This window comes from Poseidonibacter parvus, assembly GCF_001956695.1.
Taxonomy (GTDB): domain Bacteria; phylum Campylobacterota; class Campylobacteria; order Campylobacterales; family Arcobacteraceae; genus Poseidonibacter; species Poseidonibacter parvus.
Genome location: NZ_CP019070.1, coordinates 2,432,761 through 2,446,807, shown reverse-complemented (window position 1 = coordinate 2,446,807; position 14,047 = coordinate 2,432,761). Strand labels below are relative to the sequence as shown.

Genomic DNA, 14,047 nt, shown 5'->3' with positions numbered 1-14,047 from the left:
ATTATAAAAGGGATTTATCCCTTTTATAATTATCTTAGTGCTACTAATTTTCTTCTTAAATAAGCAATTTTATTTTGTAATGGTAAGTGTTTTGGACAATGATCTTCACATGCAAGTAAAGACATACAACCAAAGATTCCATCATCATCACCAATTAACTCATAGAAGTCTTCAGCAGTTCTTTTATCATGAGGATCTACTTCAAATCTTGCAACTCTATTAAGTCCAACAGGTCCAACAAAATCTGGTCTCATAAGTTTTGTACCACAAGAAGCAACACAAATACCACATTCAATACATCTGTCTAATTCAAAAGTTGCATCAGCTACATCTGGATCAACTCTTTCTTCCATTTTAGTAATATCGTTTTCTTCGCCATTATCAACAATCCAAGATTCAACTCTTTTTGACATTGCATCCATCCATTTACCAGTATTAACTGATAAATCTTTGATAAGCTCGAACGCTGGCATAGGCATTAATTGTAATACACCAGTTGGGTAGTTTGCAATTAGTGTTCTACAAGCAAGTGCAGGTTTACCGTTTACTACCATTCCACAAGAACCACAAATTCCCGCACGACATACAAAGTCAAATGATAAATCTGGATCATACTCTTCTCTAATTTTCATTAAAGCAATGAACAAAGTCATTCCTGGAGTTTCTTCTAAATGGTAATCCACGAAATGAGGTTTTGAAACCTTAGATCTTGGATTAAATTTAAGAACTGATATTGTTATATCTCTACCTTTTTCAATACTCATTATAAGTCTCCTGCTCTTTCATTTTTCTCTCTGTAGTTCATTGGTAAATCAAATGGCATTAATTCATGTTGAATTTCATGTCTATCTTTACCTTCAGCTTGCATTTTTTCAACTGTTTCATCTACTTGCGCTTGTCTTTTTTCTGATAATTCATTTTCAATAATCATACCTTTAGCACCATAACCTCTGAATGCTGGAGGCATTTCCATTGTCATAATATCTAATTCTTCATAAGTGATAGTTGGTTGAGTATCACTTGGGTTTGGCCATGAAGTAAGTGTTCTATTTAACCAATTAGCATCATCTCTTTTTAAGAAATCTTCTCTATAGTGAGCACCTCTTGATTCAGTTCTTTCTCTTCCACCTTTAGCAACACAAAGTGCAACTTTTAACATTCTTGGAACTCTATATGCTTCTTCTAATTCTGGATTACCAACTCTTTCTTTAGATTTAACATTAATTTGTTTAGTCTTTTTAAGTAAGTCTTCTAATTCATCAACAGCTTCAGAAAGTCCTTTACCATCTCTAAAAATTCCAACTTTTTCATCCATTAGGTTTTGCATTCTATTTTTAATTCTAAAAATATCTTCATTACCTTCGTAAGCTAAAATTTCATCAAGATAAGTATCTTGAGCGTCAAGGAAAGATTGAACAGTTTTTGTTCCAATCACAACATCATTTGCAATACAATAATCAGCAAAATAATTACCAACAATCATACCAGCAACAACTGTTTCAGAAACTGAGTTTCCTCCAAGTCTATTGAATCCATGCATATCCCAACAAGATGCTTCACCACAAACAAATAATCCATTTAATTTTTGAGATTCACCTGTTGGTTTAGTTCTAATTCCACCCATTGAGTAATGTTGCATTGGTAAAACTGGAGCCCATCCTTTTTTACCTTCATCTGCTGGATCAATACCATTAAAGATTTGACAGATTTCTTGAACATCTCTTAAGTTCTTTTCAATATGCTCTCTACCAAGAATAGAAATATCTAACCAAATGTGATCACCATATGGAGAAGGAACACCTTTACCATTTCTAATATGTTCAATCATTCTTCTAGAAACAACATCTCTTGAAGCAAGTTCTTTTTTCTCTGGCTCGTAATCTGGCATGAATCTGTGACCATCAACGTCTCTTAAGATTCCACCATCACCACGACATCCTTCAGTTAATAAAATCCCTGATGGTACAATTGGTGTTGGGTGAAATTGAACTGCTTCCATATTTCCTAAAGTAGCAACTCCAGTTTCAAGTGCAATAGCAGCACCGATACCTTCACAAATTACAGCATTAGTAGTTTGCTTAAATACTCTTCCGTATCCACCAGTAGCAATACATGTTCCCTTAGCAACGTAAGCTTCTAATTCACCTGTAATTAAATCTCTTACAATTGCTCCATAACATCTTTCGTTTTCATGGATTAATGAAAGTGCTTCTTTTCTATCTCTAATATCAACATCATGTTTTAGTGCTTCATTAGCAACACCAAATAACATAGTATGTCCAGTTGCATCAGCAGTGTAACATGTTCTCCATTTTTTAGTACCACCAAAGTCTCTTGACATAATTAAACCATGTCTATCAGCATCTTCAGTAATTGTTGTTTTTTTAGCATTAATTACAGCTTCTCTTGAACCTTCTCTAACTCTAGTCCAAGGAACACCCCATCCAGCTAATTCTCTAATTGCTTTTGGAGCAGTATGTACAAACATTCTTGCAACTTCTTGATCACATCCCCAGTCAGATCCTTTTACAGTATCAGCAAAGTGTAAATCTTCATTATCTCCATCAGACATTTTAGAGTTACCTAAAGATGCTTGCATACCACCTTGTGCAGCAGCACTATGAGATCTTTTAACAGGAACAAGTGACAATACAACAGTACTTAAATCCTTTTTTTGTGCAGCAACTGCAGCTCTTAAACCTGCAAGTCCTCCACCAATTACTAATGCATCACAGTAATTAATTTTCATTATGCGATTCCTCCAATAATTTTATTCGGAATTTTATATTCCATAATTTTTGCAGTTGGTACAAATTTGTTACCAACATTATTTCTCTCTACTTGTTCCATACCAATTTTCATATAAGCTGCTAAAGAAGCAAAACCTAATGCTAGGAAGAACACAGTTAGTCCCCATTTAACTTTTTTAAGGGCAATTCTTGTAGCTTTTGGATTTTCTCCATCAAACCATCCCCATTTAACACATAATCTGTAAAGACCAATTGTTCCATGTAATTCAACAGCAATTAATAATAAAATATATAATGGCCACATCCACTCAGACCAAATTCTATCAGCACTTGCATATGGACCAATTGCATCTGAATTTGTCATAATGATATAAAGGTGTACAGAACCTAAGAAGAACATAGTAAAACCAGTTCCCGCTTGTGTAAACCATAGTTTTGTATCATCATGTTGCATATGCTTTGCATGTGCTTTCATTACTTGGTATTGTTTAAAGTTTCCAGGTAATTTTCTCATTCCTAATCCAGCATGAGCAATAAAAATTACAAAAATTACAAAAGCAGTAATACTTACTAATAATGGGCTTCCTCCATCAATAATAAAACTTGCTTCTAAAAGTTTTGTAATTGTGTACATAAAGTCTTCAGAAATTAATATTGAAGATACTAGTAACATATGTGCCCACATGAAAAGTGCTAAAAATCCACCTGTAACACTTTGTAAATAATCAAGTTTAGCAGGTAATCTACTTTTCTTCCCCTCAACAGTTTTACCTAAATAGCCTTCTATTAGGTTACTCATATTCAATCCTTTCCAGTGATTTAATTTTATTTTTTAATAGCATAATAATAGCAAAGAAGTGCTTCAATATCGTTGTATTTGTCTGTACTAAAAATGTACATTTGTGTAAAAAGTAGCATTTGTGTAGAAAAAGAAAGCCCATTTAAAGGGCTTTCATTCCATAGAGTTTTTTGTTTTCTTTAAGAAGTCTTAAATATTTTTATATGTTACGTATTAACACACTCTATTTTATAAATAATGATTGAACTGCAGTTTGACTTAATGTAATTATTGAATCAATATTTAAAACTGGAATAAAGAATACAATTGCAGATCCAACTCCACCTAATATTGTTAAAATTGCAACAAATGCAATAGCATAAGTTGAAACTCTTTTATCATTAAATCCTTCAATACTACAAGTAAGTGGTGCAGGGTAGAAATACATTACTGCAATTAATTTAAAGTAGTAGTAAACTGAAACAATTGTAGCAATTACAGCTAGTGTTGTAAGACCAATATATCCAGCGTGAATAGCTTCAGTAAATACATAAAACTTACCTATAAATCCAATTGTTGAAGGAATTCCAGCAAGAGAGAATAAAAAGATTGTCATCATAGCAGCTAAAAAAGGTCGTTCATGAGCTAAACCTTTAAAGTCATCATAAGTAACTCTAACATTTGTTTCAGAAATAATATGCGAAGCTAATCCAAAAGCTCCTAGTGCTGATAAAAGATAGGCAATTAAGTAAAACATTGTAGCATATGCAGAATCAATATTTAAAATTTCTCCATCTTTATATGAAAGAGCTATGAATGCTAATAATAAATATCCTGTATGAACAATAGATGAAGCCGCAAGCATTCTTTTTATAATTGTTTGTGTAACTGCTAACCATGTACCAAATACTAAAGTTAAAACTATAATTACAGAAATAATACCATCCCAAAAATCAATAATAGGAGCAATGTCTTGAAGTATTGCTCTTAAGAAAAATGAGAAAATTGCAATTTTAAAAGTAGATGCCATATAAGCAGTAATCACCATTGGTGCACCTCTATATACATCTAAAACCCATGATTGGAATGGGAAAGCTGCAATTTTGAAAAGGAATGTAAATAAAATTAATGTTAATCCAATATACACTAAAATCATATCATCACCAGAATGTGATGTTATATATGCACCTAATTCACTTAAGTTTGTAGTTGCAGTTGCTCCGTAAACTAATACAGTTCCTAGTAAGTAAAATGCTCCAATAAAAGCACCTAAAACTAAGTATTTAAATATAGCTTCAACTCTTTTTGAGTCTTCCGTATTAACACCAACCATAATATAAACAGAAAATGATGCAATTTCTAATGCAATATATGCAGTTACAAGTTCATTAGTATGACCTAATAGCATCATTCCAAATAAAGCAAATAATAAAATTGAGAAAAACTCACCTTTAAAATATGATCTATGTTGGAAATAATGCTCACCAATTAAAAGTGTTAAAATCGTTCCAAGAATTAATAAAATATCAAAGAAGTTTGAAAAAGTATCAAAGATTAGTACATTATTTAATAATTCATTGAAAGGCTGAACAGAATAAGACTCCGTAAATCTTAATAATGAGAACCCTAGAGCAATAACTAAAAATAATGTAGAAACAGTAATGAAGCTTTTAACAGAATATTTTTCATACATACTCATAAACATTAGAGTAAGTGCTCCAATTAATACAGTAATTGCTGGAATTAAATAGATAAATTCACTCATTTTGCTGCTCCAATATGTAAGATATCACTTAAGTAGTGAGTAACTGTAGGTTCAAATTTATCAATAAAGATATCAGGATAAATACCCATTAAAAATACTAAAACAACCCAAGGAGCAAGTCCAATGATTTCTTTTATTTTAAGGTCTCTCATTTTTAAAGCAGGAGCTCCTTCTTTTCTATCTTCTAAAATAGCTCTTTGGAACATCCATAACATATATGAAGCACCAATGATTACTGTAACTGCAGATATATATCCTAAAGTATGATTAAATTCATAAATACCAAAAATGATTAATAATTCAGATACAAAACCATTAGTACCTGGTAATCCGATATTTGCAAATAACATAATTGCAAATATAAAAGTTAAAATTGGTGCTTGTTTAGCAATTCCACCTAAATCTTTTATTGTTTTAAATCCAGTTTCTTCATGAATTAAACCTATAAGTAAGAAAAGTGCTCCAGTTGCTATTGCATGAGCTATTATTAAATATAAAGCTCCATTAATTCCATATTCGTTTAATGAAAAAATACCAGCAGCAATAAAACTTAAGTGAGATGCAGATGAATAAGCAAACATTCTTTTTATATCATCTTGCATAAGCGCAGCAATTCCAAAATACACAAGTCCAAATAATCCAATAGCTACAAAATATACTGAAAACTCAATATAAATTTCTGGAAAAATAGGAATCATAAATCGAACAATTGCATAAACACCAAGTTTTGCCATAATAGAAGAAAGTAAAAATACAGCTCCCGTAGGTGCATTTTTATATGTTTCCATAATCCATGTATGTAATGGAAAAATAGGAATTTTAATAGCAAATGCTGCAAGGAATGCTAAGAATAACCATACTTTTGTTGAGTATTCTATAGTTGTAATTTTCATTAAATCATTATAAGCAAACGACCATACTCCAAATTCTGAATGATAAGCAACACCTAAATATAAGATAGCAATAAACATTAATAAAGAACCAACCATTGTATAAACAGTTACTTTTATTGTTGTAAATATTTTATCTCCAAATCCATAAGAACCTATCATTAAAAATACCGGTAAAAGCATTACTTCCCAGAAGAAGTAAAATAAAACAACATCTAAAGATAATAGTGTTCCTGTAACTCCTGTTTGAACTAAAAGCATATTTATCCAATATCCTTTTGTTCTTCCTTCCCATAATAAAAGATAAGAAGTAGGAATTAAGATAGCAATCATCATTAAAATTGTTAAAGAAAAACCATCTAATCCAACATAATAGTTAATTCCATAAGATTCAATCCAAGTTGAGTTTGTTACAAACTGCATTCCAGCACTTGGTTCAAACTCTATATAAATTTTAAGTACAAGAGCTAAAATAACAGTAGTTGTAAGAAATGCAATATTTCTAATTGTATTAACATCCCTAGTTGTTAGCATTAAACCAAATGCTACAATTGCAGGTAAAAATATGATAAATGAAAGTATATCTGAGCTCATACTATAATCCTAACTTAATATATAAATAAATAAATATGCAAGTCATTCCAACAAGCATTGTTGCAGCGTAAAATCTTACATTTGCATTTTGAATCATCGAAACTTTCTTCCCTAAATTAACAAAATTTATTGAAGATTTCATTATAAAGCCATCAATAATTTTATCATCTAAAACTTTATCAATAAATACTGATAGTTTTTTACTTGATTGTACAAATAATCTGTCATATAGTTCATCAATATAGAATTTATTTCCAATTAGTCCTGTTTCTTCTTCAGGTTTTGATACATCAAAGTTTGCATATTTACTATGAGCAACTTTTATACCAGCAGCTGCTACTATAATTGATAATACCATTAGTATATATTCAGTTGTATGTGACATATGAATAGTTTTTGAATTTAGCTGAGCTAACCAAGTATCAACTTGATGTTCTCCTCCAAATATTGCAGGGAAGTTTAAGAATCCTGCCCCAATTGCTCCAATTGCTAATAATACAAGAGGGAAGGTAATTGTTTTTGATGTATATTCATATTTTTCTTTATGTTGCGAAGGTGCAACGAAAACAATAAAATATAATCTAAACATATAAAATGCAGTTAAGAATGCTGTAAACATTGCAATAAGCCATATTAAATATTGACCTTCTTGGAAAGCTGCTGCTAAGATTGCATCTTTTGAAAAGAATCCAGAAAATGGAGGTATTCCAGAAATTGCTATAACACCAACTAAGAAAGTAAATCCAATAATTGGTAATGTTGCTCTATGTTGTGCGATTTTAAAAATATTTTGTTCATGATGAACAGCTATTATAACTCCACCTGCACCCATAAATAACATTGCTTTGAAAAAGGCATGTGTAAACACGTGAAATAATCCAGTTGAATAAAAACCAAGACCAACAGCTATAAACATATAACCTAATTGACTCATAGTTGAGTAAGCAAGGATTTTTTTAATATCAGTTTGTTTCGTTGCAATAATTGCAGCAAAAAGAGCTGAAAATGCACCAATATATGCAATAAACAATCCTATATCTTCCATTCCTGAATAAAGGAAATGAAATCTTGCAACCATATATACACCAGCTGTTACCATAGTTGCAGCATGAATTAACGCTGAAATTGGAGTAGGACCTGCCATTGCATCTGGAAGCCAAACATATAATGGAATTTGCGCAGATTTACCCATAGCTCCAATAAATAGTAAAATTCCAGAAAGCACTAAAAGTTCACTACTTGCATTTGCCATATTTGCTTCAATTGAAGCAAATGATAAATCAACTTCTCCTAGAGCAAAAAATAGTGTTACAACACCAAGTAAGAAACCAAAATCTCCAACTCTATTTGCAATAAAAGCTTTATTTGCAGCGATTACATTTTCAGCTTTTCCATAATAGAATTTAATTAAAAGGTATGAACAAACTCCAACCCCTTCCCAACCAATGAAAAGAATAATTGGATTATCTGCTAATACTAAAATTAACATTGATGCTAAGAATAAGTTAAAGTATGCAAAAAACTTACCAAAACCCTTATCGCCTTTCATATAACCAATTGCATAAATATGAATTAACCAACCAACAAAAGTAACAAACATAGACATAAAAATTGATAGGTTATCACCTAAAAGTGACATTCCTATATGAAGTTTATCAATACTAACCCAAGTAAATAAATCTTGCTTGAATATAATATTTTCTTCGTTCATTCTTAAAAATAAAGAAAGTGTAATTAAAAAAGAAATAAGTGGTGTTCCTGTTCCAATAATTGAAAAAACTAAATCAGATACTTTTTCTTTTTTTATATGATAGAAGTAAAATCCTGCATTTAAAATAGCTCCAAGTAAAGGAGCTAAGATAATCCAAACTAGTAAGTTTGTACTCATGTTCTCTCTCCTTGTTTTAAAGTATTGAAAATATCAGTATCAAGAGATTTTCTTGATCTATATAAAAGAATAATAACTGAAAGGAAAATTGCAGCCTCTGCAGCAGCAATAGCAATTACCATAACTGTAATTACTTGAGGATCCATATTAAAATGATATCTAGCAAATGTAACTAAAAATAAGTTAACTCCATTTAACATCATTTCAATTGACATATAAATTACAAAAATATTTCTTCTTGAAATTACACCAATTGCCCCAATAGAAAAAAGCATCATTGCAACAAATGCATAAGATGTTAATGAAATCATGATTGCTCTCCTTCATTATTTATTTTTGACTTTCTTTTTTTAGCAAGTACAACTGCACCAATTAGTGCTACTAAAAGTAAGATAGAAATTAACTCAAAAGCTAATAACCAGTTATTATATAATTGAAGTCCAATTGGTTTTATATCACCAAAATCACTACTTGAAATTGAAAAATCTTTTGCAGGTAGTTTTGAAACTGCTTTTAAAATTAATACATTTAAAGGAATCATAATAACAGCACCAAGTGCTATTAGTTTAAATTTCTTAGGCTCTTTTGGTAAGTCTTCTTCTTTAATGTTTAAAAACATTAAGATGAATAAAATCAAAGTCATAATTGCACCTGCATAAACAATGATTTGAACTAAAAATAAAAATGTTGCATTTAAAAGCGCAAACATTCCAGCAACACTAAGCATTGAAATTAAAACACCAAGTGCAGAATACATAGGATTTGCATATACAATCATAGCAATGGCACCTGAAATTGCTAGAAAAGCAAGTGCTATAAATATTACATCAATCATCACTTAAATCCTTTGATCTGTCATTTGCCATTAGTGCTTTTTTATCTAGAACAAACTCTTCTCTTGAACTTGCTGTAAATGAAAAAATTCCAGTATCCATTCTAATTGCATCACAAGGACAAGCTTCCACACAATAACCACAAAAAACACATTCAAGTAAATCAATTTTAAACTCTTTAGGTCTTTTTTCATCATGCTCATCAAATCGCTCTTCAGCTTCAATAAAAATACAATCAGCAGGACATGCAGTTGCACACATATAACACGCAACACATTTTTCTGTTTCATCTTCCCATTTTGTAAGTCTGTGAACACCTCTATATCTTTCATTTAAATCTGTTGGTTGAACTTCTGGATATTGCATTGTTTTTAACTGCTCAACATCTTTAAAGTTTTTTGTAAAGTGTGAAAAAGTTGTTTTCATTCCTCCAAAAATTGCAGGAAGATATAATTTATCCTTAAATGATTTACCGTATCTTGGTACTACTTTAATTCCCATTTTAACTCCCTTGAACTACAATAAATGTTGCAGTTACTACTATATTTAAAAGTGCTAATGGCAATAATACTTTCCAACCTAGCATTTGTAATTGGTCATATCTAAATCTTAATACTGTCCATCTAATCCAAATGAATACAAAAGCCATCATAAAGAATTTAACTAAAAATGTTCCTATTTGTAATACAGCTGTTGCAATATTTACACCATTTTCTCCAAGTCCTAGTACTAAGAATATTGCTAATAAAACAGCAACGCCTAGCGATAAAACCCAAAATGCAATAGATAAAATTTTTGTTTCAGTATCTCTTGATTTATCATTTACATCTTTTGATTTATTATTCTTTTTCATCCAAGCTGTAATAAAATATGCTTTAATAGGTAAAATAACAATCATTGCCATCATAATATAATCTAAGTTATTTTGAACAGCTGCTGTATCTAGCCATGGAATTTGATAACCACCAAATACAAGTGTAACAATAATTGCGGCACTTGCACTCATAGCAGCATATTCACCAACTTGGAAAAGACCAAATCTCATAGCTGAATATTCAGTATGATAACCTGCAACAATTTCAGATTCACCTTCTGCTATATCAAAAGGAGCTCTATTTGTTTCAGCAAAACAACAAACTATAAAAATAATTGCTGCAATTGGTTGAATAAATATTCCCCACATTGGAATAACTCCAAAAAATGTTCCTGCTTGTGCATTTACAATATCAGTTAAGTGAATAGAACCATAAGATAAAAGCATCGATATAATTGCTAAGGCCATTGCTGCTTCATAAGAAATTACTTGCGCTGCTGCTCTAATTGAACCTAAAAGTCCATATTTACTATTTGATGAATAACCACCTAAAATGATTCCATAAATAGATAAACCAGCAAAGGCTAAGAACCACATGATTCCAAGTTCATTTGGAATTGCTGACATAATAAACGAATGACCATCAATTACAAGGTTATCAGCAAAAGGAATAGTTGCAAAAGTAAGAAAAGAACAGAAAAATACAATTACAGGTGCAATTGTAAAGAAGAATTTGTACTTTATATGTGAAGGTGTAAAGTCTTCTTTAAATACAAGTTTTAACATATCTGCAAAACTTTGAATTAATCCACCAAGTCTAATTGGACCAATTCCACATCTATTTGGACCAGTTCTATCTTGCATGAAACCAGATACACGTCTTTCCCACCAAACGAAAACAGGAGTAAGACCAACTGCTAAAAAAGCAGCTAGTGCTATGTTTACAGCTATTACAATTGCACTACTCATAGAGTTCCTTTTTCAATCATAGATTTTAAATGTTCAATTACACTTGTAATTGTTTCCATTGGATTATCTTTATTCATTTTTGAGATTACTTTTTGTTTTGTTCCATTTACATTAATATATGTTCCTGATTTTTCATAAAATGAAGCAATTGGAATTGCAATATCAGAAGAGCCAATTGTTAAACAATGATGTGAAAATAATGAAATTACTTTTTTATTCTTTAGTAATTCTAAATTATCATCAAAATATTTATTATCAATTGTAATTACAAGCGTTGCATCTTTGATTTTTTCATCAAAGAAAGATTGTTCTTCATTTATTTCTAATTGTTTAAATGAAGCTCTATTAGAAGTTTTATCATTTGTTTTTAAATAATCATCTTTAAACTCTTCATCAAATGTATCAGGAGAGTATCCTGAAACATTTGCATTTAATTTATTTGCTAGATTATTTACATTTTGCATTTCTTCTAAAGAAAGATTTGGACTTAATACAAATAAAATATTTTTTTGAGTTGTTAATTCTTTAAACATATTTGTAATTGTGTTACTTATTTCAGTTTGAGCATTATTTAATAAAGGTGTTGTAAATCTATTATTAGCTTCATTTTCGTATGACAGTCTTCCTTCATCACACATAAAGAATCCATTTACAGCATCATTTCTTCTTGGTCTAAATCTAAATATTTGGTCATCTTTATATTTTTCTTTTCTATGATCAACATAAATATTACAGCCTTTTGAACAACCATTACAAATTGCATCAAAAGTTTCTAAAAACCAAACTCTTTGTTTAAATCTAAAATCTTTGTTTGTTAAAGCTCCAACTGGACAAATATCAATAACATTCATAGCATATGGATTACTTAATTCTTGTCCTGGAAAAGTTCCAATTACAGAATGATTAGCTCTATTTATTACACCTAATTCATTAGTCTTTGTAATATCAGAGCAGAATCTCACACATCTAGTACAAAGTACACATCTTTCTTGGTCAAGCATTACATTAGAGCCTAAATCAACTCTTTTTCTTGCATTAACTTTCGTATCTGTATTTACTCTTGAGTCATAAAAACCAGATTCCATATAGTAATCTTGTAATTTACACTCTCCAGCTTGATCACAGGTAGGACAATCAATTGGGTGGTTTATAAGTTCAAGTTCTAAAATATCTCGTCTAACTTTCTCGATATTTTCACCCTTAGTTCTTACAATCATTCCTTCTTTGATTGGTGTATCGCAGGCAATCTGAGGTCTTTTTTGACCTTCAATTTCTACCATACACATTCTACAGTTACCATCTTTACCTAAAGCTTGGTGGTAACAAAAATGAGGAATATGGATATTTTCATCCAATAATTTATCAATTAACAAACTTCCTTTAGAAGCTTCCATTTGTGCGCCATTGACTGTTAATTCTACCATTTCACTCATTTAATTTACCCCTTACACTTCAATTTAATTATTTCTAGTTACCTGTATATAATTGTCTAGGTCTTGCAATTTTACTCTTAGGATCTTGTTTTAATTCTGACCATTGTGCAATCCAACCTGGAGTTCTACCAATAACAAAAATAGGAGTAAACATTTCAACTGGAATTTTAAGAGCAGTTAAGATTACACCAGAATAGAAATCGATATTTGGGTATAAACCTCTATCTTTGAAATAATCATCATTTAAAGCAGCTTCTTCAACAGCAGCAGCAATATCTAATAGTTTTGAATCTAAGTTTAATGCTTCTTTTAATTGATCTTGTAAACCTTTTAAACATTCAGCTCTTGGATCTCTATTCTTATAAACTCTATGTCCGAATCCCATTAATCTAAATGGATCATTTCTATCTTTTGCTTTAGCAATAAATGAAGGAACATTTTTAATATCACCAATCATTTTTAATTGATCCATTACTTTTTCATTTGCACCACCATGAGCAGAACCCCATAAAGCAGCAATACCTGAAGAAATAGCAACATATGGATGTGCTTCAGTAGAACCAACATTTCTTACAGTTGTAGTTGATGCATTTTGTTCATGATCTGCATGTAAAGTGAAGATAGCATCAAGAGCATCAACTTCAATTTGTTTAATTTCTTCATTAGTACCATCTGGAAGTCTTTTCATAGTTCCACCTGGATATGCTCTTAACATATATAAGAAGTTTTCAGTGAAGTATCTATTTACATCTGGGTAAATTAGTGGAGTACCAATTGAATTTCTATATGCCATAGCTGCAATTGTTGGCATTTTTGCAACAATTCTTCTTCTCATTATTTTAAATTGTTTGTCATCTTCTAAATTTAAGTGATCTTTATAAAATGCTGCAAGTGCCATAGTAGCAGCACCCATAGTTGCCATTGGATGTGCTCCATCTGGTAATGCATCAAAAATTCTAATTAATCCTTCATTTAAAAATGATCTATGTCTAATTTCTAAATCAAAATTTTCTGAAGCTTCTTTTCCTGGTAATTCACCTCTCATTAATAAGTAACAAACATCTAAGAAAGATTTTTTACCAGCTAAGTCACCGATATCATAACCTCTATATCTTAATTCTGAATTTTCACCATCAATAAAAGTGATTTTTGAATCACAAGATGCAGTTGAAGTATAACCTGGGTCATAAGTGAACATTCCTGAATCTTTATAAAAAGTTGAAATATCAACAACACTTGGTCCTCTAGTCCCGTCAATTACGTTATATTCGTATGAATTCCCGTTTCTATTATCTGTTAAAGTAAATGTATTTTTTGCCATTATTTGTTTCTC

Annotated in this window: 12 protein-coding genes; all 12 read right to left on the bottom strand. The window is 30.6% G+C overall.

Features of this window, described 5'->3' with window-relative positions:
* Nucleotides 1-29 precede the first annotated feature (29 nt).
* The gene (locus LPB137_RS12025; protein ID WP_076088389.1) at nt 30-764 is read right to left on the bottom strand and encodes a fumarate reductase iron-sulfur subunit; all 735 of its coding nucleotides are present in this window, start codon (nt 762-764) and stop codon (nt 30-32) included.
* Nucleotides 764-2,749 (bottom strand): fumarate reductase flavoprotein subunit, encoded by a 1,986-nt coding sequence (locus LPB137_RS12020; protein ID WP_076088387.1) that lies wholly within the window; start codon nt 2,747-2,749, stop codon nt 764-766. The genes LPB137_RS12025 and LPB137_RS12020 overlap by 1 nt, the downstream gene beginning before the upstream one ends.
* Nucleotides 2,749-3,549 (bottom strand): fumarate reductase cytochrome b subunit, encoded by an 801-nt coding sequence (locus LPB137_RS12015; RefSeq protein WP_076088385.1) that lies wholly within the window; start codon nt 3,547-3,549, stop codon nt 2,749-2,751. Before LPB137_RS12015 ends, LPB137_RS12020 begins: the two co-directional genes overlap by 1 nt.
* 223 nt (nt 3,550-3,772) lie before the next feature.
* Nucleotides 3,773-5,293 carry an NADH-quinone oxidoreductase subunit N gene (locus tag LPB137_RS12010; protein ID WP_076088383.1) on the bottom strand — a complete coding sequence of 507 codons (1,521 nt, stop codon included), beginning with the start codon at nt 5,291-5,293 and terminating at the stop codon, nt 3,773-3,775.
* Nucleotides 5,290-6,777, bottom strand: coding sequence for a complex I subunit 4 family protein (locus LPB137_RS12005; protein ID WP_076088381.1), 1,488 nt, complete (start codon nt 6,775-6,777; stop codon nt 5,290-5,292). Before LPB137_RS12005 ends, LPB137_RS12010 begins: the two co-directional genes overlap by 4 nt.
* A 1-nt stretch (nt 6,778) precedes the next feature.
* A complete protein-coding gene (gene nuoL / locus LPB137_RS12000; protein ID WP_076088379.1) occupies nt 6,779-8,665 on the bottom strand; it encodes an NADH-quinone oxidoreductase subunit L in 1,887 nt (628 codons plus the stop codon).
* Nucleotides 8,662-8,976 (bottom strand): NADH-quinone oxidoreductase subunit NuoK, encoded by a 315-nt coding sequence (gene nuoK, locus LPB137_RS11995; protein WP_076088377.1) that lies wholly within the window; start codon nt 8,974-8,976, stop codon nt 8,662-8,664. Before nuoK ends, nuoL begins: the two co-directional genes overlap by 4 nt.
* Nucleotides 8,973-9,500 carry an NADH-quinone oxidoreductase subunit J family protein gene (locus LPB137_RS11990; protein WP_076088375.1) on the bottom strand — a complete coding sequence of 176 codons (528 nt, stop codon included), beginning with the start codon at nt 9,498-9,500 and terminating at the stop codon, nt 8,973-8,975. The genes nuoK and LPB137_RS11990 overlap by 4 nt, the downstream gene beginning before the upstream one ends.
* On the bottom strand, nt 9,493-9,999 hold the full coding sequence (locus tag LPB137_RS11985) for a NuoI/complex I 23 kDa subunit family protein (RefSeq protein WP_076088373.1): 507 nt from the start codon (nt 9,997-9,999) through the stop codon (nt 9,493-9,495). Before LPB137_RS11985 ends, LPB137_RS11990 begins: the two co-directional genes overlap by 8 nt.
* 1 nt (nt 10,000) lies before the next feature.
* Nucleotides 10,001-11,281 (bottom strand): complex I subunit 1/NuoH family protein, encoded by a 1,281-nt coding sequence (locus LPB137_RS11980; RefSeq protein WP_076088371.1) that lies wholly within the window; start codon nt 11,279-11,281, stop codon nt 10,001-10,003.
* Nucleotides 11,278-12,714, bottom strand: coding sequence for an NADH-quinone oxidoreductase subunit G (locus LPB137_RS11975; RefSeq protein ID WP_076088369.1), 1,437 nt, complete (start codon nt 12,712-12,714; stop codon nt 11,278-11,280). Before LPB137_RS11975 ends, LPB137_RS11980 begins: the two co-directional genes overlap by 4 nt.
* Nucleotides 12,715-12,748: 34 nt before the next feature.
* Complete coding sequence (locus LPB137_RS11970; protein ID WP_076088367.1) at nt 12,749-14,035, bottom strand: citrate synthase; 1,287 nt, start codon at nt 14,033-14,035, stop codon at nt 12,749-12,751.
* Between the last annotated feature and the right edge of the window lie 12 nt (nt 14,036-14,047).

Coding starts and splice junctions, on each gene's coding strand:
- LPB137_RS12025 (WP_076088389.1), bottom strand. CDS start 764: ATGAGTATTGAAAAAGGTAGAGATATAACAATATCAGTTCTTAAATTT.
- LPB137_RS12020 (WP_076088387.1), bottom strand. CDS start 2,749: ATGAAAATTAATTACTGTGATGCATTAGTAATTGGTGGAGGACTTGCA.
- LPB137_RS12015 (WP_076088385.1), bottom strand. CDS start 3,549: ATGAGTAACCTAATAGAAGGCTATTTAGGTAAAACTGTTGAGGGGAAG.
- LPB137_RS12010 (WP_076088383.1), bottom strand. CDS start 5,293: ATGAGTGAATTTATCTATTTAATTCCAGCAATTACTGTATTAATTGGA.
- LPB137_RS12005 (WP_076088381.1), bottom strand. CDS start 6,777: ATGAGCTCAGATATACTTTCATTTATCATATTTTTACCTGCAATTGTA.
- nuoL (WP_076088379.1), bottom strand. CDS start 8,665: ATGAGTACAAACTTACTAGTTTGGATTATCTTAGCTCCTTTACTTGGA.
- nuoK (WP_076088377.1), bottom strand. CDS start 8,976: ATGATTTCATTAACATCTTATGCATTTGTTGCAATGATGCTTTTTTCT.
- LPB137_RS11990 (WP_076088375.1), bottom strand. CDS start 9,500: ATGATTGATGTAATATTTATAGCACTTGCTTTTCTAGCAATTTCAGGT.
- LPB137_RS11985 (WP_076088373.1), bottom strand. CDS start 9,999: ATGGGAATTAAAGTAGTACCAAGATACGGTAAATCATTTAAGGATAAA.
- LPB137_RS11980 (WP_076088371.1), bottom strand. CDS start 11,281: ATGAGTAGTGCAATTGTAATAGCTGTAAACATAGCACTAGCTGCTTTT.
- LPB137_RS11975 (WP_076088369.1), bottom strand. CDS start 12,714: ATGAGTGAAATGGTAGAATTAACAGTCAATGGCGCACAAATGGAAGCT.
- LPB137_RS11970 (WP_076088367.1), bottom strand. CDS start 14,035: ATGGCAAAAAATACATTTACTTTAACAGATAATAGAAACGGGAATTCA.